The 22,567-nt window shown below is 49.7% G+C and carries 13 protein-coding genes; all 13 read left to right on the plus strand.

Features of this window, described 5'->3' with window-relative positions; genetic code table 11:
• Positions 1-435 precede the first annotated feature (435 nt).
• The 13 genes from HZA77_04750 (at position 436) to HZA77_04810 (ending at position 22,538) form a co-directional block, all read left to right on the plus strand.
• Positions 436-9,030, plus strand: coding sequence for a cyclic beta 1-2 glucan synthetase (locus tag HZA77_04750; GenBank protein MBI5374718.1), 8,595 nt, complete (start codon positions 436-438; stop codon positions 9,028-9,030).
• A 126-nt stretch (positions 9,031-9,156) separates the two neighbouring features.
• The gene (locus HZA77_04755; protein ID MBI5374719.1) at positions 9,157-10,581 is read left to right on the plus strand and encodes a PAS domain S-box protein; all 1,425 of its coding nucleotides are present in this window, start codon (positions 9,157-9,159) and stop codon (positions 10,579-10,581) included.
• 52 nt (positions 10,582-10,633) lie between these two features.
• The gene (locus tag HZA77_04760; GenBank protein MBI5374720.1) at positions 10,634-13,342 is read left to right on the plus strand and encodes a response regulator; all 2,709 of its coding nucleotides are present in this window, start codon (positions 10,634-10,636) and stop codon (positions 13,340-13,342) included.
• Complete coding sequence (locus tag HZA77_04765) at positions 13,320-14,003, plus strand: class I SAM-dependent methyltransferase (GenBank protein ID MBI5374721.1); 684 nt, start codon at positions 13,320-13,322, stop codon at positions 14,001-14,003. The genes HZA77_04760 and HZA77_04765 overlap by 23 nt, the downstream gene beginning before the upstream one ends.
• A 136-nt stretch (positions 14,004-14,139) precedes the next feature.
• Entirely contained in the window at positions 14,140-14,484 is a 345-nt protein-coding gene (locus tag HZA77_04770; GenBank protein MBI5374722.1) for a DUF3088 domain-containing protein, read from the plus strand.
• 158 nt (positions 14,485-14,642) lie between these two features.
• Positions 14,643-14,864: a CopG family transcriptional regulator gene (locus HZA77_04775; GenBank protein MBI5374723.1), complete on the plus strand. Its 222-nt coding sequence runs from the start codon at positions 14,643-14,645 to the stop codon at positions 14,862-14,864.
• Between the two features lie 154 nt (positions 14,865-15,018).
• Positions 15,019-15,216 (plus strand): type II toxin-antitoxin system HicB family antitoxin, encoded by a 198-nt coding sequence (locus HZA77_04780; GenBank protein ID MBI5374724.1) that lies wholly within the window; start codon positions 15,019-15,021, stop codon positions 15,214-15,216.
• Positions 15,217-15,341: 125 nt separating this feature from the next.
• Positions 15,342-15,788 carry a glycine cleavage system protein H gene (locus HZA77_04785; protein MBI5374725.1) on the plus strand — a complete coding sequence of 149 codons (447 nt, stop codon included), beginning with the start codon at positions 15,342-15,344 and terminating at the stop codon, positions 15,786-15,788.
• A 190-nt stretch (positions 15,789-15,978) separates the two neighbouring features.
• Positions 15,979-17,037, plus strand: coding sequence for a hypothetical protein (locus tag HZA77_04790; protein MBI5374726.1), 1,059 nt, complete (start codon positions 15,979-15,981; stop codon positions 17,035-17,037).
• 197 nt (positions 17,038-17,234) lie between these two features.
• Positions 17,235-18,281: a radical SAM protein gene (locus HZA77_04795; GenBank protein MBI5374727.1), complete on the plus strand. Its 1,047-nt coding sequence runs from the start codon at positions 17,235-17,237 to the stop codon at positions 18,279-18,281.
• A gap of 62 nt (positions 18,282-18,343) precedes the next feature.
• Complete coding sequence (locus tag HZA77_04800) at positions 18,344-19,294, plus strand: hypothetical protein (protein MBI5374728.1); 951 nt, start codon at positions 18,344-18,346, stop codon at positions 19,292-19,294.
• A gap of 61 nt (positions 19,295-19,355) precedes the next feature.
• Positions 19,356-19,640 (plus strand): TIGR04076 family protein, encoded by a 285-nt coding sequence (locus tag HZA77_04805; GenBank protein MBI5374729.1) that lies wholly within the window; start codon positions 19,356-19,358, stop codon positions 19,638-19,640.
• Between the two features lie 150 nt (positions 19,641-19,790).
• Complete coding sequence (locus HZA77_04810; protein ID MBI5374730.1) at positions 19,791-22,538, plus strand: TonB-dependent receptor; 2,748 nt, start codon at positions 19,791-19,793, stop codon at positions 22,536-22,538.
• Positions 22,539-22,567: the final 29 nt, after the last annotated feature.

A 22,567-nucleotide genomic window follows, 5' to 3' on the forward strand; every position in this document is an offset into this window, starting at 1 on the left:
CTCAATGGCAACATATCAGATAATATCGTATACATATTTAATCAGTCTCAGCAAATTTAGCAGGGAGAGAGGGTTAGTATTAACCGTAACCCTCTGGTATAATGATTGACTATGTAATCATTGCCAGCTCACCTTCCACACAGAAAACACTCTGTCCCGGTTTGGACATGGCAGAGACGGTCACCACGGCACCCGCCCCTTTGCGTTAATTAGCCAGGAGGCAACGAAAAAAGAAGATGGGTTAAACGCAAGAGAGGTCGGTCGGAGATTGTCCTTGTTTGTCAACCCAGGGAGAACTCAAAATTGAAATTTAACAGCTCGGCCATTCTCGGAAATGTGCTCCAGTTGTGGACGAACTTCCGCGGAAAAAGTTTGGCACAAAAATACGCCAGCGACGAGCCACCACTGCGTGCGGAACTATTCACAAGCGACCAGATGAAGCAGCATGGCAAAGCCCTGGCAGACTCACACAAGCTGGCTCCGGGACTCGCTCCTGACCAGCTTCTGGTGAGACTGTCTGAGAATGAAGGTGTCCTGCTGGGAGCCTGTAATCTGCTGACAGCAGCGGTCATGGCAGACCGTCAGATTGCGCCGGCCGGTGAATGGCTGCTCGACAATTTATATCTGATAGAAGAACAGATTCGCACAGCCAGGCGACACCTGCCAAAGGGTTATAGCCGTGGGCTTCCGCGCTTGCTGCATGGTCCATCGGCCGGACTTCCGCGCGTTTATGACATTGCCCTGGAGACGATATCGCACGGCGATGGACGGGTGGATCTGGAAAGTCTCAGCAGTTTCGTTGCAGCCTACCAGACGGGCACTGTCCTGAAGTTAGGCGAGTTGTGGGCAATCCCTATCATGCTGCGTCTGGCACTGATTGAGAACCTCCGGCGCGTCGGAGCGCGGATTGTCGCTGAAAGAATCAATCGAAACCTTGCCGACTATTGGGCAGACCAGATGACGGAGACCGCCGAGCAGGACCCGAAGAATATGATTCTGGTGATTGCAGACATGGCACGAGCAAAACCTCCCATGGTAAGTTCCTTTGTAGCAGAATTTGCGCGCCGGTTGCAGGGACAAAGTCCCGCTCTGGCATTACCGCTCACTTGGATTGAGCAGCACCTCTCCGATTCCAGCCAGACGATTGCGCAGTTGGTGCAGTCGGAGAACCGGCAACAAGCTGCCGACCAGGTTTCTATAAGCAACAGCATCGGCAGCCTACGCTTTCTGGGGGCTACGGACTGGCGCAAGTTTGTTGAGACGATGAGCGATGTCGAGCATGTACTGCGCGATGATCCGATGGGAGCCTACTCAAAGATGGATTTTTCCACCCGTGATCGCTACCGTCATGTTGTCGAGAAGATTGCCAAAAGCAGCCTGCAGTCCGAAAACACAGTGGCGCGCAAGGCTATCCACCTAGCCCGAGAGGCCGCCGCCAGTAAAGGTATAGATGATCGAACTGCACATGTCGGGTTCTACCTGATTGACAAGGGATTGCCGCAGCTCGAACAAACAGTGGGGGCGCGCCTATCTACATTTCAAACGTTCCAGCGAATGTGTTGCCGGGTTCCTTTGTTCATCTATCTCGGTACGATAACGCTGATTACGGCGATTTTAACCGGGGGCTTATTGGTAGAGGCACATGTCATTGACATAAATGATTGGCTCCTCGCACTGATCGGTATCCTCTCGCTCGTGTGCGCAAGTCAGCTGGCGGTGGCGCTGATTAACTGGCTGACTACAATGCTGGTGATGCCGCACACCCTGCCTCGCATGGACTTCTCTGAGGGGATTCCGCCTGAATTGTGCACGCTGGTGGTGGTTCCGACTATGCTCACAGGCGCTCAAAACATCGAGGAACTGATCGAAGCGCTTGAAGTCCGGTTCCTTGCGAATCGGGATGAGAACCTGCACTTCGGACTGCTGACTGATTTCCGGGATGCACCCGAAAAAACGATTCCGGAGGATGAGGAGCTTTTGCGGCTTGCCCGGAAGAGTATCGAAGAGCTTAATAAAAAATACAGTGGAGCAAAGAACGATATATTCTTTCTCTTTCATCGCCCGCGCCTATGGAATCCCCGGGAGCAGATTTGGATGGGATATGAGCGTAAGCGTGGGAAGATTGCGGACTTAAATGTGTTTCTGCGGGGCGGCTCAGGAGCGGGCTTCTCTCTCATTGTCGGGGGAAAGGCAGCCTTATCGAACGTGAAGTATGTGATCACCCTTGACACAGACACTCAATTACCACGCGATTCAGCATGGCAGTTGGTGGGAGCAATGGCGCATCCGCTGAATCGTGCTCAATACGACGCAGATAAGCAGCGTGTTACCGAGGGTTACGGCATCCTTCAGCCACGAGTGGCTGTGAGCCTGCCGGGACTTAACCGGTCGCGGTATTCGCGCCTGTGGGGTGGGGAGCCGGGCATTGACCCGTACACACGCGCTGTCTCTGATGTTTACCAGGACATATTCGGTGAAGGCTCCTTCATTGGCAAGGGGATATATGATGTTGATATTTTCGAACGAACGCTTAAGGGGCGATTTCCCGAAAACCTGATACTCAGCCACGACCTTCTGGAAGGTTGCCACGTGCGAACCGGGCTGTTAAGTGATGTAATGGTGTATGAGGAATATCCATCACGCTACAGCGCTGAGGTGAGCCGCAGGCACCGCTGGATTCGCGGGGATTGGCAGATTGCACACTGGCTGCTGTCAGGCGTTCCAGGCTCCGGAACAACACGAAAGAAAAATCCGCTCTCTTTGCTATCCCAATGGAAGATATTTGACAACCTTAGGCGCAGTATCGTGCCTTCGGCGTTAACATTGCTGTTGCTGCTGGGCTGGCTGGTTTTATCACAGCCCTGGGTATGGACTCTGGCTATGATTGGAACTATCCTGCTCCCTCCATTGATTGCCTCAACACGGGAAACGTTTCAGAAGGCAGATGATGTGCTGCTCCGTCAGCATCTCGCTGCCTCGGTACGCTCGTCCGGGCGGCACTTTGCTCAGGCGGTATTTACGCTCGTGTGTCTTCCCTACGAAGCGTTCTTCAGTCTGGATGCGATTGTGCGCTCGTGCTGGCGAATGCTGTTCACACACAAACGGCTTCTTGAATGGAGCCCCTCGGGCGACCCGGACCGCACTAGCCACACTGACCTTTCCGCTTTCTGCCGGACCATGTGGGTTGCCCCAATTATTGCGGCATCTACCGGACTTTATCTTGCAATATCAAAGCCGGACACACTGTTCATGGCATTACCCATACTTATTCTCTGGTTTGCTTCACCCGCTATAGCATGGTGGATCAGCCAGCCACTCACTCACCACAAAGCCCGGCTGACAGAGGACCAGATCATCTTCCTACGGAAGATCTCCCGAAAGACGTGGGCGTTCTTCGAAAAATTCGTCGGCCCGGAGGACAATTGGCTGCCTCCTGATAACTATCAGGAACATCCGGTCCCTGTAGTTGGGCATCGCACATCTCCGACCAACATGGGTCTTGCGCTGCTGGCGAATGTGACCGCATACGACTTTGGCTACATTTCGGCAGGGCAGTTAATCGAGCGTACGGCCAGTGCACTCAACACAATGCACGGTTTGGAGCGACACCGGGGACATTTCTACAACTGGTATGACACTCAGTCTCTAAAACCACTGCCGCCTCTTTATGTTTCGACGGTGGACAGCGGAAACCTCACTGCACATTTGCTGACATTGAGGCCAGCTCTGCTCGCGCTTCCAGAGCACAAGATTCTTGGAGAACGATTGTTTGAGAGTTTGAGCGACACACTAATAATTCTCATGGACTCTACGGAAGGGGCCGTTCCGGCCCAGCTTGCTCAACTGCAGAAAGATCTGGAGTCTGCCTGTGGTTCCCGGCCACCGACGCTCACAGCGATGCGGGTGTGCCTCGAGCGGTTGGCTGCATCTGCCGCTGAAGTGTCTCTTTGTATAGATGCAGACAAAGAAAGTCAGGCAACATGGTGGGCAGATACCCTTGCCCGGCAATGCCAGGCTGCTCTCGATGAATTGATGTTTCTTGCTCCGTGGACAGTGCTGTCTGCCTCTCCAGATATCTTTAACGAATTTCGCGACATTGATGATATACCGACGCTGCGCAGGCTGTCAAACCTCGAGAAGGAGCTGATCCCTGCAGTCAGTGATCGGCTCGGCTCGGTCGGGACTCCCGCAGAGAAAGAATGGGTTGGTGAGTTTAGCCGGCTAGTTAAGGAGGCAAGCAAGCGGGCCAAAGCGAGGATCGTGACCAGCGAACAGCTTGCCCGACAGGTGGGAGAACTCACCCGGATAGAGTATGACTTCCTCTATGACAAGTCGCGTCATCTGCTGGCTATCGGGTACAATGCTTCCGAGCGGCGGTTGGATGCGAGTTACTATGATTTGCTGGCTTCGGAAGCGAGGTTGACATTCTTCGTGGGCATTGCGCAGGGGAAACTGCCGCAGGAAAGCTGGTTTGCCCTGGGACGCCTGCTGACTAAAACCGGCGGAGAGCCGATTCTCCTTTCCTGGAGCGGTTCGATGTTTGAGTACCTCATGCCGCTTCTGGTGATGCCAACCTATGAAAACACGCTGCTCGACCAGACCTGCAAGGAAGCTGTGGAGAGACAGATTGATTATGGAAAGAAACGAGGAGTGCCATGGGGCATTTCTGAATGCGGCTATAACACAATCGATGTTCAACTCAACTACCAGTACCGCGCGTTTGGCGTGCCGGGGCTGGGACTCAAACGTGGACTTGCTGAGGACCTTGTTATTGCGCCCTATGCATCGGCGCTTGCGCTGATGGTTGATCCAGAAGCGGCATGCCTGAATCTACAGAGACTCTCCGCCGATGGGTTTGAGGGACAATATGGTTTTTATGAAGCAATAGACTACACAGCGTCGCGTCTTCCGCGCGGACAATCAAGCGCCGTGGTCAAATCCTTCATGGCACATCACGAGGGCATGAGTTTGCTGTCGCTGGCCTATCTGCTTTTGGACTGTCCTATGCAGAAGCTCTTCGAGTCTGACCCGTTGTTCCAGGCGACTATACTGTTGCTTCAGGAGCGGATTCCAAAAGCCACGGCTTTCTATACGCACATCGCCACCGAGCTTTCAGACTCTCGTGCGGCTTCCAGTGTCGCCGAGATACCGGTTCGTGTCTTCGACAGTCCGAACACCCCGATACCTGAAGTACAGTTGTTGTCAAACGGCAGATACCATGTGATGGTCACGAATGCGGGGGGTGGTTACAGCCGCTGGAAAGACATAGCAGTCACGCGCTGGCGCGAAGACAGCACCTGCGACAACTGGGGAACGTTCTGCTATATCCGCGACCTTGCGAGCGGCGAGTTCTGGTCAACCTCCTATCAGCCGGCACTCAAACGGTCAGATTACTACGAAGCGATTTTTTCGGAGGCACGCGCGGAGTTTCGCTGCCGCATAAACGGTTTTGACACGCACACGGAAATTGCTGTTTCACCGGAGGATGATATTGAGCTGCGCCGCATCCGTATCACCAACCGGTCACGGACACGCAGAACATTCGATATGACGAGTTACGCAGAAGTGGTTCTCAACTCGGCCGCGGCTGACGCACTGCATCCGGCATTCAGCAATCTCTTTGTTCAGACAGAGATCATTCATAAGCGCCAGGCGATCCTTTGCACGCGCAGGCCCCGCTCCGTTGATGAGCAAGCTCCCTGGATGTTTCATCTCATGGCCGTACACGGTGCGGATGCCGGAGAAATATCCTATGAGACAGACCGGCTGCAGTTCATCGGTCGCGGCAATACACTTGCCAATCCGCACGCGATGAATGATTCCGCTGCGCTGTCGGGAAGTCAGGGGTCGGTACTCGATCCTATTGTCTCAATCCGGCATAAGATGACGCTCGATCCGAACGAGTCGGCGACAATCAATATTGTTTCCGGCATAGGCGAGACCCGCGATGCAGCTTTAAGTCTTGTCGAGAAATATCAGGATCGGCGTCTCGCGGACCGCGTCTTTGAACTGGCATGGTCGCACAGCCTGGTGCTCCTGCGACAGATCAATGCAACAGAGGCTGATGCACAACTCTATGGTCATCTGGCCAGCTCGGTACTCTACGCAAATTCCTCGCTGCGCGCTGATTCAAGCATCATAACCAGGAATCGCCGCGGGCAATCCGGTCTGTGGGGCTATTCCATTTCCGGCGATTTACCAATCGTGCTGCTGCAGATCGCAGACCCGGCTAATATCGAACTGGTACGCCAACTTGTGCAGGCTCACGCGTACTGGCGCTTAAAAGGACTGGCAGTTGACCTGGTAATCTGGAACGAAGATCACGCCGGTTATCGGCAACTTCTGTACGACCAGATCATGGGGCTCATTTCCGCAGGCGTCGAAGTCAGCGTTACCGACCGACCAGTCGGCATCTTTGTGAGACATGGCGACCAGATATCAAACGAAGACCGGATCCTGTTCCAATCAGTTGCTCGTGCCATCATTTCCGACAATCAGGGCTCTTTGGCGAACCAGATCAATCGGCGAGGCATTATGGAAGGAAAAGTTCCGCGCCTTGCAGCGCCCCGTACCTTCCGTGCCGAATCCACGGAAGATGTCAGTTTGCCTCACCGCGATCTGATTTATTTCAACGGGCTTGGTGGATTTACCCCTGACGGGCGCGAGTATGTGATCACGACTGCACATGGTCATGTGACGCCGGCACCGTGGGTGAATGTGCTGGCGAACCCGCACTTTGGAACGGTCATATCAGAGAGCGGCCCTGCCTACACCTGGGCCGAGAATGCCCATGAGTTTCGCCTCACTCCCTGGTGCAATGACCCGGTGAGCGATCCGAGCGGAGAAGCTTTTTACCTCCGTGATGAAGAAAGCGGCCGTTTCTGGTCCCCAACGCCACTGCCCAGCCGCGGTCAGCAGCCCTATGTCAGCCGGCATGGATTCGGTTACAGCGTTTTTGAGCATACTGAGGACGGCATCTATTCTGAGATGTGGGTTTACGTAGCTCTGGACTCATCGATCAAGTTCTCTGTATTGAAGGTGCGAAACGATTCTGGCCGGGCGCGCCGGCTTTCAGCCACTGGATACATGGAATGGGTGCTTGGAGACCTGCGGCCAAAATCAATGATGCACGTGGTTACCGAATTTGACCCTATTAGCGGTGCGCTCTTTGCGCGTGATCCATTCAATACAGAGTTTGCTGACCGGGTTGCCTTTTTCGACGTGGACGATGCAACGCGGACTGTAACCTGCGACCGGACTGAATTTATTGGACGCAACGGTACGCTTCGGAGTCCGGCTGCTATGAGACGGATGCGACTCTCGGGCAGGATAGGGGCTGCTCTGGATCCCTGTTCAGCGATTCAGGTTGCATTCGAACTTGCAGACGGGCAGGAGCGTGAGATCATATTCACACTCGGTGCCGGGCGAGGCGCCGGGCAAGCCAGCAACCTGGTGCAGCGCTTCCATGGTTCAGCAGCAGCACGCGGCGCGCTTGAAGCGGTGTGGCAGTACTGGAACCACACGCTCGGGGCAGTGCAGGTGGAAACCCCGGACCAGTCCCTCAATGTGCTGACCAATGGCTGGCTTATGTACCAGACTATCACATGTCGTCTCTGGGCGCGGAGCGGATACTATCAGTCGGGAGGTGCTTTCGGGTTCCGCGATCAGTTGCAGGACTCTATGGCCCTTATATATGCCGAGCCGCACCTTATGCGTGAGCACTTGCTCCGCTGTGCAGCTCATCAGTTCCCTGAGGGAGATGTCCAGCATTGGTGGCATCCTCCTCAGGGGAGGGGTGTGCGTACTCACTGTTCGGATGATTACCTCTGGCTGCCGCTTGCGGCATGCCGCTACGTTCTGAGCACAGGGGATACAGGTGTGTTGGATGAACCTGTCCACTTCATCGAAGGACACCCGGTAGGTGCGGAAGAAGACTCTTATTACGATCTGCCCGGCAGGTCTGAAAAAGCGGCTAGTTTATACGAACACTGTGTGCGGGCGATTCTGAAAGGCCTCAGCCGTGGAGTGCACGGACTTCCGCTCATCGGCTCCGGTGACTGGAATGACGGCATGAACCTGGTGGGCAAAGAAGGAAAAGGTGAAAGCGTCTGGCTGGGCTTTTTCCTTTTTGAAGTGCTCATGCGCTTCAGCGAGGTTGCCCGCACATATGGTGACATAACCTTCGCTGAACAATGCATCAGGGAGGCGGAGGAACTGCGCCTGAATATCGAAGAACAGGGCTGGGACGGTGCCTGGTACCGCCGCGCGTACTTCGACGACGGCTCGCCGCTAGGGTCGGCAAATAACCCCGAATGCCAGATTGACTCGATTTCTCAAAGCTGGTCTGTTCTGTCCGGGGCTGGCGATACCGGGCGCGCGCAGATAGCAATGGAATCGGTGGATAAGCGCCTCGTGCGCCGGGAGCATGCGCTGATTCAGCTCATGGACCCGCCGTTCGACACATCGGATTTGAATCCTGGCTATATAAAAGGCTACATCCCCGGGGTTAGAGAGAATGGCGGACAGTACACGCATGGGGCAATCTGGTCAGCGATGGCATTTGCTGAATTAGGCGACAGCAAACGCGCATGGGAACTGCTGGCAATGATCAACCCGGTGAACCATACGAAATCCTCGGATGGGGTTGCGACATACAAAGTAGAACCGTACGTTGTCGCAGCCGACGTATATGCTCTCTCGCCGCACACTGGCCGTGGCGGATGGACATGGTACACTGGGTCGGCTGGCTGGATGTACCAGCTTATCGTGGAATCCCTCCTGGGGCTGAGACTGGAAAAGGACAAAATGCATTTTGCGCCGTGTCTCCCTGCGGATTGGAAAACATTCAAGATACACTACCGGTATCGCGAGACTGTCTACCACATTGCTGTCTTGCATCTGCATGATGGTACTGTCGGTATCAGAGTGATCGTTGATGGGGTTGAGCAACATAACAAGGCTATTAACCTTGTTGACGACGGCCAGGAACACACAGTCGAGGTGATGATTATAGCTCCTCTAAAATTTTAGACAGATTAATTAAGCTTTATGATAGAATATCATAACGAGTGCTGAGGGCGGAAGTATAGGAAAGTTCGCGAACCACTCCGCTACCAGCCATTTGTGGTTGACTGGTAAAATTAGGAGACAGAGTCTATGGACAAACCCATAGAAAACCTAACGAGACAAACCAAATCCCGCTCTCTGTGGTTTACCCCAGCCATTTTACTGGCTGCATTCATTCTCATTTCCATAACAGTTCTCTGGATCATTCAGACAAAAACCTATGTGACAAAGCGGAATCAGCTTGTTGAAATGGCAGAATCATCGGCAGAGAGCATACGTCTGCGGCTGAACGGGAACCGGGATTATTTACTTTTGCTGGCAAAAGAGCGCAGCGAAGGGACTATGAATGAAGAATTGTTTCAGGAACGGGCTTCGCGTTATGTGGCGGATCATTCGGAATTTATCAACATTACATGGGTAGATGCAAATTTTGTTGTTCATGATGTGGCACCCATCGCCTCAAATAAACAGATATTGGGGCTACGGCTCGAACTGCCCGAACCCAAGCGCGCTTCGCACCTGGCTGCCGAGCGGAGACAACCTGTTTATACCCAGCCATTCGAGGCAATTCAAGGCAAACCAGCCTTTGAGATATGGGTGCCTGTATTTCATGGCGACGAATTCCTTGGATTGTTCGCCGGGGTCTATTCATGCGAAAATGTTTTGCAGGAGCTAATTCCGCATCAACGTCTTCAAAACAATCAGGTTAGCCTGGTAGATGTGTCAGGAAATGTTTTTTGTGAGTTGCCTGCAACAAGAACTCTGGATGAAAAGCTGCTCCACCGAGCTTCATTGTCTTTGCCGGAAAATGACATGTTGTTACAGTTCAAAGGATATGGGCCTGGGGTTCTTGAACAGAGCTTGTTATTGCTGGAATTACTCTGTCTGGCATTTGTGATCGGAATAGTTTTCGCAATGTGGAGACTGAAACGTGAAACCGAAACAAGTAAGCGGGCGGAAGAAACACTGGCAGAAAGTGAAGCAAAATACAGGGCGGCTATCGAGAGTTCGTTAGACGGCTTCTGGATTAATGACATGGAAGGACATATCCTAGAGGTTAATGACACTTATTTAAAACAGTCTGGTTACAACCGCGAGGAACTGCTTAACATGTGTATAATGGACATTGATAGTATTGAGTCACCGGAAGAAACAGCTGATCACATTCGGAAGATTAAGAGTGATGGCAACAGCCTTTTCCAGACCAGGCATAGAAAAAAAGATGGAGCTGAATGGGATGTTGAAGTGAATGTTATTTACTGGCCCGCTATTGGCAACCGGTTATTTTGCTTCTTCCGTGACATCACCGACCGCAAGCAGGCAGAAGAAGAAATCCGCAAGCTCAATGCCGAACTCGAACAACGGGTTAAGGACAGAACCGCCGAGCTTGCAGACAAGAATGAGGAGCTGGAAAAAATGAACAGTGTTTTTGTGGGCCGGGAGCTTAGGATGATTGAGCTGAAAAAAAAGATAGAAGAACTGGAGAGAAAGACAAAGGAACTTGAAGGAAGCTGAAAATAGTGGGCACCAAAGTTGAGTATAATATTATAAAAACTAAGGTGAACGTATGAGACTGATAAAACCACCCCTCCGGCACAGCTTTATTGTGACACTCCTGATCGTTGCGGCAGCCACTATCATCCGCGCTGAGTTCTTTGCAGATTTGGGAAGAGTAACCCCTTACATAACGTGTTATCCCGCTGTGGTGTTCGCGGCCTTATACGGCGGAGCGTTTGCAGGCATCCTCGCCACCGTACTTTCGTCGGGTATCAGCTTCTTTTGGACCCAGCAGGGCTTTTTGTCTTCAGTAGAAGTGCTGTCGCTGGGAGTTTTTTTCATCAGTTGTACCATAATCTCCCTGGTCGCCGAGGCAATGCACCGCGCCCGCATCCAGGCAAGGGTGGCCCAGGAGAAAGCCGAGGAGGCCAACCGCGCCAAAAGTATTTTTCTGGCGAACATGAGCCACGAACTGCGCACCCCGATGAACGCCATCATCGGATTTTCCAACTTGCTGCGGAACGACGCCACCGTTTCCGCTGAGTGCAGGCGGAAGCTGGAGATCATCAACCGCAGCGGAGAACACCTGCTGCAGATCATCAACAACGTGCTGGACATGGCCAAGGTCGAGTCCGGGAGGACCACTCTGCTGGAAACCGTCTTTGATCTGCACGCGCTGATGCGGAACATCTCCGACCTGTTGCGTGAGCGTGCCGAATCCCGGGGGCTGACTTTGACGCTGGAGATTGACGGGACGGCGCCCCGCGCCGTGCTGGCAGATGAAAGCAAGCTGCGGCAGGTTGTCATCAACCTGGCCGGCAATGCCATCAAGTTTACCCAAAAAGGAGGAGTGACACTGCGTCTCCGGAGCCAACCATTGGACGAACCCAGGCGTGTCACACTGGTGATTGAAGTCAAAGACACCGGCATTGGCATCGCCGCCGAAGACCAGCAGCGCATTTTCGAGCCGTTCACCCAGCTCGGCAACCGGTCCGACCAGAAAGGAACAGGGCTGGGGCTGACTATCACGCGCCAGTTTGTAGAACTGATGGGTGGCAGGATTAGCGTCGAGAGCGTGCCGGACCATGGCTCGACATTCACGGTTGAGATGCAGCTAGAGACCACAGAAACTGCCGAATCGGCGGCCGGAAATGTGCAGTCGGGCATGGCGCACCTTGCGCCGGGCCAGCCAGAACAACGGATACTGATTGTCGAAGATCAGGAGGAGAATTGGCAGTTGCTGAGTCAAGTGTTGGAGCAGGCAGGCTTTCCGGTGCGCGTGGCAAAAAATGGCGCGGAAGGGGTCGAGATGTTTCAATCGTGGCGGCCGCATTTCATCTGGATGGACTGGCGGATGCCGGTGATGGATGGACTGGAGGCCACCCGCTGCATCCGAGCCCTCGAAGGCGGGATCGAGGTCAAGATCGTCGTTCTCACCGCCTCGGTGCTTAAGGAGGAACGCGAGCAGGTGCTGGCGGCTGGGACAGATGATTTCGAGCTCAAGCCGATCCAGTTAGGGAAAATTTACGATTGCCTGGCGCGTCACCTCGGAGTGCGGTTTGTCCCGGACGAAACGCCGTCACCCCTGGCCGCAGAGCCGGTCCCTGATTCGTCGCGCCCCGAGTCTCCGGCAGTTCGCGACGGGGAGTTGCAAGATGCCGCCGCCAGCGGCAAAGTCACCATCCTGGCTGTGGACGACACTCCCGAATCGCTGGCGTTCCTGGTGGAGATACTGACCCCGGCGGGCTACGCAGTGCAGACCGCCGCCAGCGGCGATACGGCACTGGCCGCTGTGACCGCCAACCCATCGGACTTGATCCTACTGGACATCTGCATGAAGGGCATGGACGGACTGGAGGTTTGTCGGCGAATCAAAGCAAACGATCAGACACGGCACATTCCCATCATCATGCTCAGCGCTTTTCCCAAGGTTGAGGATTGGAAACAATTTCTGGAAGTTGGAGCGGCGGATTACATGGCCAAACCGTTCCAGACCGCGGAACTCCTGGCGCGTATCCAAACTCACCTGGCCTTGAGCCAGGCGAGCGATGAGCTCAAACAACGGGCGGTCATGCTCGGCCAGCTCAACGAGCAATTGCAAGCCGAGCTTGCAAAGCGCCAGTGCGCGGAGGATGAACTGCGCCAAAGTCTTGACCTGGCCGCACAGGCCCGGTGCGAAGTACTCGACATGCTTGAGGACCAGAAACGGGCGGAAGCCGCGTTGCGGAAGAGCGAGGAAAGATTCAAGGCGCTGGCAGACACCTCGCCGCTTGCCATCTATCTGTCGGTGGGCCTCGAACAGAAAGCGGACTACATCAACCCAACTTTTGTCCGTCTGTTCGGCTATACGCTGGATGAAATCCCGACAGCGGAACACTGGTGGCCGCTGGCCTATCCGGACGAAAGATACCGCTGTCAGATAGAAGATGAATGGCAGAAGAGAGTAGCGCAAGCCATCGAACGCCGCTCAGAGATCGAGCTGATGGAGGCCATGGTCACTTGCAAGGACGGCTCCCGAAAGAACATCCTTTGGGGTTTCAAAGCCATCGGTGAAGAAAACTGGGCGTTCGGCCTTGATATCACTGAGCGTAAGCAGGCGGAAGAAGAAATCCGAAAGCTCAATGCCGAACTAGAACAACGAGTAGCGACACGTACCGCTGAGCTTGAAGAGAAGAATGAGGAGCTGGAAAAAATGAACAGTGTTTTTGTGGGCCGGGAGCTTAGGATGATTGAGCTAAAAGAAAGGATCAAGGAGCTTGAAGAAAAAATTGGAAGCTAACGACTTGTCACGGATTGAAACACCACGGTCCAAAACAGATCATGGCGAAAGTACAAAGAGCCAAATCATACACTGGGCATCTTTCTACGATGTAGTGTTCGGGTGGCTCCTCCGGCGTACGCACGACGAAGTTGTCCGCCTTGCTACGTCAAGCCCGGGGGAGCGGGTGCTTGATGTGGGCTGTGGGACCGGGAGCCTTGCGATCGCATTAAAGGCTTCGGTTGGTCAGACAGGTTTGGTGCATGGAATTGACGCTTCACCGGAAATGATCGAAGTGTCGCGCCGCAACGCATCAAGAGCAAGCGCTGATGTGAACTTCACGGTAGGTTTAGGAGAAGCAATACCTTTTCCCAATGAGACATTCGACCTGGTCGTTAGCCAGCTTGCGATTCACCACTTACCAGACGACCTTAAGCAGTCTGCCATCAAAGAGATGCATCGGGTACTGAAGCCGAACGGAAGGTGCATGATTGTTGATTTTGAGCCTCCCAAATCCATCACCGGCCGCTTCGCGACACGGATGTTTCTAAGACCAATGATAAAGATAAACGTAAAAAATTATCTCCCTCTTATGGAAGAAGCCGGCTTTACTAATATCGAAACCGGCGAAACCCGGCATCGCCTGCTGTCCTTTATCCGTGGACAAGTTGCGGGGTGTTAGGTAATATTAAGAAAACCTTACATCTCTTCTTCTTTCTTTGTGTGGTTCTCTAAGACAATTTTATTGACCAGCTATCGGCGGGGCATATATAAAGCAACTAAGAATGTTATTAACTTAAATTTCAAGGAGGGGAGTTATGGCAAAACATGTTTTGTTTTTACTGAAACCAGGCTTTAATGATGAAAAGGGTGGACCTTATTTTTGTCCGGAGTGCGCGATGGTAGAGGGTTTATTAAAGTATGCACCGCAAATCGAGAGTAAGCTTGATATACGGAGAATCGATTTTCCGAGACCCCGTAAGGAAATTATTGGATTAATCGGCGATGCCAATCAGGGATGTCCTGTACTCGTGATTGCCGGAGATTCTGCTCAGCCTGCTGAAGCCAAAAAAAGCTCGGAGACAGGGAAAGCATTCATCTCAGGCGGTACCGAGATATGCGAGTTTTTGGGCAAAATATTCAGTGTCGTAAGACCTCATTAATAATTTTGATATATCGGCGAACAGCGGGCTGGACAAGGATGCGCGGAGAAGATACCCACGCACCTGTCAGCCTACGTTGCTGCTATAAAAAATGTTTAAGCTGTTTATTCCCTGAAAAAAACTTGAAAAAGTGCAATTGGCGTCTTACGATATAAGACATGAAGACAAACACACTTACCATAAGGTTAGATGAAGACTTGGACAAGCTCTTGACCAAGGCAGCGAAGAAATCCGGGAAAAATCGCAGTGAAATTGCTCGTGAGGCACTTCGCCGCCAACTCCGAGTCAGCCAGTTCGAAGCACTTAGAAAGAAGATTTTGCCTTTTGCTGAAGCAAGGGGATATCTGACAGACGAGGATGTGTTCCGCAAAGTTTCTTGAAAGTGTTTCTGTTCACTAATGTCACTGTATAACTACTTTTTTAATATGCTTTCAGAAGTGTTTTGATCAACTGTGCTAATAAGTGAAAAATTTACATTGAATTCCGGGTTGGCAAAATGTATTAATTAAATATAAGCCACAGAAAGGAGGAAGCATGAAATATCAGGTTGTAATTAATAAAACTAAGTATGGATATGATGCTCATTGTCCTGCACTTCCTGGATGCCATAGCCAGGGTGAAACATTAGAAGAAGCCATAGAGAATATCAAAGATGCTATCAAGACATTTATGCAAATGGTATCTGAGGAAACAAAAAATTCCACTGTTTATGAAGTAGAGGTATCCGCTTAATCTTTTTTTCCACTCCATTCCCCCCCGTTTGTATTCTTTTGCTTGATATATTTTAAAGAAAAGATAAAAAAGGCTGGGTTTAATTTTTAGGTTCCAGCGGAATTTTATTTTTTAGGAGGAATACCATGTCCAAGATCGAAAATTTCGAAATGCCCGACGAGCTTTACTACCACTCAGAGCACAGCTGGGCAAAAGTTGAAGGCGGCAAGGTGAGAGTGGGGATGACAGATTTCTTCCAGTCCCAGGCAGGAGCAGTTGTTTATGTGGATCTCCCCGACGAGGACGACGACGTTGAACAGGGTGAAGTATGCGGAAAGATTCAGACAAGGAAATGGATTGGAAAGCTTGTTGCCCCTGTAAGCGGAACTGTTGCAGAGATAAACGAAGAGTTAGACGAGGACAATACACTCATTAACAAAGACCCTTACAACAAAGGATGGGTACTTGTCATTGAGCCTTCAAGCTTAGAGGAAGATCTTGCAAACTTAATTCATGGTGATAAGGTTGTTGACTGGATCAAATCCGAAATTAAGAGAGCAGAAGATCTAAAAGCTAAGGGCGCCAAGGAGTAAGTAGGAATTGCAATATTTGGCGGCATGCTTTGTCAGCGATCGGTTCGAAAATGCTCACATCACATGCATTTAAAAAAATTAAGGATGAGATCGCCACGCTCACGTTGTTCGCTCGCGATGACAACCCCTAGAGTCATTGCGAGCAAAGCGAAGCAATCTCATCTTGGAAAATAAATGAGGAAAGAATAAATTGGAAAAGTGGCGCTACATAAAAGAATATGACCGGCAGGTTTCGCCCGGTGTGGGGCTTTCAGTTGACGACACCCTGCCATTCTCGGTGATTGAAAAAAATTCGCCTCCCATACTTCATCTTTACAGATTTCAGCCTTCAGCAATAGTCGGGAAATATCAGGACATAAAGGCTGCGCTAAAGATTGACCGCTGTGATGAGCTTGGCATCCACTACAACAGACGAAGCACAGGCGGCGGTACGGTTATAATGGCGAAAAAGGCAGTAGCCTTAGGCTTCGGCATATCCTTAAAGCACCCAAAGATGACAGGCGGGATTCGCGGGATTTTTGATGTGATGAGTAGGATACTCATTAAAACGTTGGGCAAGTACGGGATAGAGGCAACATTCCGCCCAAAGAACGACCTTGAGGTAAATGGGAAAAAAGTTGCGGGGCTTTCTGCATCTGCTGATGTGGGCGATGCGATTCTCTTTCATACGAGCCTGCTTATTGATTTTGACATACCCCTCATGCTTGAAATAATGAAAACCCCTGCGGAAAAGATATATGACAAGGGATATAACTGTTTCAGCCAGAGAATGACCACCATGGAAACAGAGCTGGGGCATGAAATAGAGATTGCTGATGTGATGGAGACTATCAGGAAATGCTATGAGGATGAATTTGAAATAGAGTTCAAGGAAAGCTCTCTTTCGCCATGGGAAAAGCAGAAATGTCTCTGGTTTGAAGAAAAAAGATACAAGTCAGATGAATGGATATTCTCCAAACGCCATCCTAAATACAAAATGGGAGAAGGTTTGCTTAAAACTCCGGGGGGACTTCTTCAGGTCTATATCTCCCTTGCGGGCGGTGTGATTGACAATCTTATGATAACAGGCGATTTTTTCTCAACAGGGAAAGACTTAAATCTCATTGAATCGAATCTTAAATATACTGCCGTTCAAAAAGACGACATAGAGAAGGCTTTAAATGAAGTGTGGAAGAAAGACCTTATCTTCGGAGTTGATGTCCCTACGCTGACTGAGGCGATACTTAAGGCAAGTGCGAACTGCGTATAAAAAACTTTGTTGGGGTAATGGATTGGCAGTCCAGCTCTGGCACTAAACAGCAGGTGCCTGCCGCTGGAACTGCCAATCCACTCAATAGTTTATAGTTAATACTTTGTTAAACTACGGCAGTTAGCAAGGGAGAACTTCTTAAACGCAGAGTATAAACTGCCGGAGTTTAGCAACAACTGATAATGAATGAGGGAAAAATGATGATTGAACCTGTTGAACTTGAAAGCCCTGGGACGGTAAAATTAAGCCTTGCCTCCGCCATGGCACTTGACCTTAAGCCCGGGCTTTTCTGGAGGGGTGCCGTAAACTCATGCATAAATATCCTCCTCAATTATAAGACGGGATGTATTGCAAGGTGCGCATACTGCGGCCTTTCAAAGGCGCGTGACGGCGAGTATAACGAAAAATCTTTTATAAAAGTTGAATGGCCTATCTTGAAACTCGAAACCGTGATAAGCGCCATTTCAGGAAAGAAAGGACTCGTAAGAAGAATCTGCATTTCCATGATAACAGAGAGCCGCGCTGTCTCTGACACTAAGGCAATCCTGCGAAAACTCAAAGAGGGTGTTTCCGATATTCCGGTATCAATACTTCTTTCCCCCACCATAGTTAATAAAACTGATATGAAAGAAATGAAAGCTCTCGGTGCTGACAAAGTAGGTATTGCCGTTGATGCTGCGGACGAGCTGATATTTGATAAATTCCGCGGAAGCAAAGTAAATGGGCCCCATAAATGGGAGCGTTACTGGCAGGCGATAGATGAGGCGGTTGATGTGTTCGGCAAAGGGAATGTTGGGATTCACATGATGGTGGGGCTTGGCGAGACTGAAAAGCAGTTCGTTGAAACCATGTTCAAAATAAGAGGCATGGGAGCAAAGACCCATCTTTTCTCTTTCTTTGCAGAAGACAACTCTCCCCTTGATAAAGTGGCACAGCCGCCAATGGGAAAATATAGAAGGTTACAGCTTGCAAGATACCTTATAGATGAAGAGAATGTGGAAGATGACAGTATTACATTTCGAAATGATGAGGTTTTTGGATTTGGGATACATTTAAAAACACTGGAAAACATAATTGAAACCGGCATTCCTTTTATGACGAGCGGATGCACAGGGAAAAATGGCAAAGTTGCATGCAACAGGCCTTATGGCGACAGCCTTCCCGGCGACAATATCAGGAGTTTCCCCTTTAAGCCTGAAGCAGAAGATATTGAGAGGATAAAGAAGGAGATATTTCAATATTAGAGATGTGATTGAGATGGCTGCCGCTGGAACTGCCAAACCAATAAATTGTAAACTAGGTTAGAATGTTAGGAACTATTGAAAGAAATTTAGATGGTCTTCTCGAAGAGGCAAGGCTTCTCTCATGGAAGAGGTTTGGGAAGAAGATAACCCTCTATCTGCCCGGCATGATAAGGTGCGGAAGCGAAACAGGGCTTTATCCTGCTGTCTCTGTGTCAGGGGGGGAGTGCACTCTTTCCTGCGAGCATTGCCGGGGAAAGGTGCTTGAGCCTATGATCGAGGCGACTTCCGGGGAAAACCTCCTTTCTGTATGCAAGCGACTTAAAAAGGGAGGCAATCTTGGAGTCCTCCTTACAGGCGGCAGCGACTCACTGGGCAGGGTCGGCTGGGAAAGATTTGCCGGCACAATAAGAAAAATAAAAGAAGAAACAGGACTTCATGTTTCTATCCATACGGGATTTCTTGATTTAAAGACTGCCATTCTTCTGAAAGAAGCAGGCGTTGATCAGGCGCTGACAGATGTAATTGGAAACTCCGAGACTTTAAAAAACGTATATCATCTGGAAAACGGCACCGGCGTTATAGACAAAACACTGGATGCCCTTTATAAAGCCCAACTCCCGATGGTTCCCCACATCGTTGCAGGTCTTGATTTCGGAAAGATAAAAGGAGAGTTTGAAGCTGTTAACATGCTTAAGAAATATAATCCTCCTACACTTGTGATAGTTACTCTTACGCCCTTTGCCGGCACTCCAATGGAGGAATGCAAAAGCCCTGAGGTCGATGATGTTGCAAGGCTTATGGCTTATGCGAGGTTAAGCCTTCCACAGACTGAGATATCTTTAGGCTGTGAACATCCAAGAAACAGGATGGGAATAGAGTTAGAAAAGTATGCCATTCTTGCAGGTGCAAACCGGATAGCCGTCTATTCTGATGAGGCGATAGAACTTGCGGGAGAACTGGGCATTGAAATCCGCTATGCAAAGACCTGCTGCTCGGTCATGTCTTTAACGTAAACTTGCATAACCGGAAAGTATAATGTAATAAAGATTAAAACAATCTTGGAGGAAAATGGAAATGCCGCGTAATGAAAATATAGAAAAAGGTCCGTTTATTAAAGCCACTGTGGTAGGAATCAAGGGAGAATGCAGGGCAGGGCACAAAATCGGCGATGAATTTATTATGTCGCTTTATACGCCGGAAGGCCTTTGTGTTGATGCCTGTGTGAATATTGTGATTAAACTCCGCAACATGCTTTTCAAAAAAGACCCTTTCTTTTCAGAAAAGAATGCAAAGGTTATGGCCAATTGTCCGGATTTGCAAAACTTTGTAGAATTTGAGCTTGAGAAGATAGAAGAATAAAAAAAACCATGAAGTGAACATTTTTTCAGTATATTCAGAAAACTGTTGACAATCTCCCTCTGTTGAGAGATATCCTCATTTGTTCAGTTTTGCAGTTTGCCTTTCAAATAAAAAAAGTTCAGAACCGTATTTATTCAGGAAGGGGTAGCTATGCTGAAAAAATGGGGGTTGTTTTTTTCTTTAAGTTTTCTTCTTGTTTTTCTCGTCGCCAATATCTCATCAGCGGATACAGGCAAAGTAGTCGGCAAAGTAGTTGATGCAAAATCAAAATCTGCTCTGCCGGGAGTAACTGTCAACGTTGTAGGCAGAAACGAGATGGTATTTACAGATGAGAAAGGCGAATTTGAGATAGACCTTCCTGAAGGCAATTATACTATACGGGCTGAATTCCTCGGATTTAATCCTGTCGAAGCAAAAAATGTAGTAGTAACAAGCGAACAGCCCAATAGCATTACTCTCACACTAAAAGAAGTTGAAGCTGTCCAGGGCGAGGAAACTGTAGTCACCGGTGAGAGGCTGAGCGTGCCAATCTCAAGAGCTACGGCTTCTCTTTCTATGGTCTCATCGAAGAAATTTGAAACTATCGCAGGAGCCGATGATGCTGGCGCCATACTGAAAAACACCCCCGGCGTACAGATGGAGAGCATAGGGGGTCCCGGTTCAAAGAAAATCATAAAACTGCGCGGACAGGGTTCACCGATTAACAGCACCAGGGTCCTTCTTCTGATAGATGGTGTTCCTCAACAAAGCCCGAGGGTTGGAACCGCAGACCTTTCAGACTTTGATGCGGAATCAATAGAAAAAATTGAGGTAATGAAGGGTGCATCATCAGCTATTTATGGTGGAAATGCACAGGCGGGCGTTATCAATGTAATCACCAAAAAAGGAAGAAAAAATGCCGTATTCAGGTTTGACACAGGCATAAGCACTTTTCAGCACAGGACAGGTTCAAATCAGGATTGGACACAAACATACAGCGTGTTCCATAGTTGGGGCGGAGATAAATGGGATTATACGATAAGCGGCTCATATCTCTTCTCAAAAGGGGTAACTTATGCTGAAAAAGCAAAAATTACTACTCAACCGGCAAAACTAAAATACATAAAGGTCAACTATCCTGGTTATCCTGATTATGACCCGAAAGCCAAAGTCAATGCTCCTCCATTCTTTAATCAGAACATTAACAGGCTTTCAGATACGAGTGACCTCGATGATACGGAGAACTATAACTTCCAGTCGTCGTTCGGATTAAGTCCATTCAAAGGGAATTATCTCAGGGTTACGGGAGGTTATTCTTTCAGACATGGTCCTTCCCCGTTCGGCGTTTTTACTGCACCGACAATAATACTCGTAACAAACAACAGGAGAGACTATTCAAACATAATCGATGACTGGGAGATCACTCCTAAACTTAAATACAGCCTTAAGATAGGCCTCGCAAAACAGACTGATATTGCTGACATGTTCTTTGCATCAAGCAACTATACAACAGTGCATACAGGTGGTTATCTGGTGAAACACGGCATAGACCCGCAGGATGACATAGATTTCTATGGAGCTACAGGCGTGCCGCTTAACCCTAACCCTTTCCATTATTATTCCAAAACATGGAGCATGGATAATTCGTTGAGTTACAGCTCGGACATATTAGAGCCCGACGGGAACGGTTTGACAATAGGCCAGCAGTACAGATGGGAAAAGGTTGATCTTCCTCCTTCAAAGAATCTCGGGCTTCAGCAGTTTGACAGAACGCCAATTCACAGAAAATTCACATCCCTCTATTTTCAGGATGTCCAGAAGTTCGGGCCATTAAACCTTAATGTTGGCGGCAGATGGGAACAGATTACATCTTTTTTTGATGATTGGGATGACGAGTTCTCGCCGAGGGTTGCAATCAACTATGAAATTGCCCCGGGTACATCATTCAGGGCTTCAGCCGGAAGGGCTTTCAGGGCGCCTGAATATAGCCACATACATTTTCTTGGCGGCGAAAATAACAAATATTATGGCAACCCTAATCTGAAATATGAAACAACATGGTCATACGAAATGGGGCTTAAGTTCCTTACAAAGTATTTAAGCGGAGATATAGCATATTTCTACTCTGATTATTCAGATGCGGAAATACCGATTCCATTCCTTGCAACCAATCCCAAGTATATAGACCTCAGAGATCCCAGCAATCTGCAGTTCTTCAAGATTTATCAGAAGAACAGGGAAATTATAGGAAATGATATTGCAAGGGAAATAGACCGCATCGTTGAATACTACACTAAGAAGAAATTTGTGCGTGCAGACGGTACTGTAATTGATAAAAAATTCTTAATTGAGAACTCGCAGAGGGGCTTTACATGGGTTAACAGAGGCAGTTCCGCATATCAGGGCTTTGACACTAACTTTGATGTTTCAAACCCGTGGCTTCCTGACCTTATGCTGAGCGTAAGTTATCTTTTTACCAGGGCAGTTGCAGGAAACCCCAATCCATTTGATTTTTCTCAGGGGTCTGCTCCAACGCCGACATTGGGTGCCAATGCGACCGGCGGAAAAAGAAAAGCCGTTCCTCTTGATCTTCTCGAAAGGCCCGGCGAGAAGCTTGTAGATGTTCCTACTCATACGGCAAGAGTCGGTGCTTCCTACAAATTCCCCTTTGGTCTTCTTGCCAATGTGAGCGGCAGATTCAAAAGCACTACATTATACAAGACTCCTTACGGGGTTGGCGGCGCCATAAAACAGCCTGAACACTGGGTTTGGGATTTATCGTTTGTACAGTCATTGTATAATGAAAAAATGAAACTGAAATTTGCAATAGAAAATGTTTTCAGCAAAAGTTACTATGAAGTGGGGCTGATTCCATCAACGGTTGCCCGGTATGAGCTGGGATTATCATGGAATTTCTAATCAATAATATAAAGGTGACAGGGATAGTT

The sequence above is a fragment of the Candidatus Schekmanbacteria bacterium genome (genome assembly GCA_016219965.1).
Classification (GTDB): domain Bacteria; phylum Schekmanbacteria; class GWA2-38-11; order GWA2-38-11; family J061; genus JACRJM01.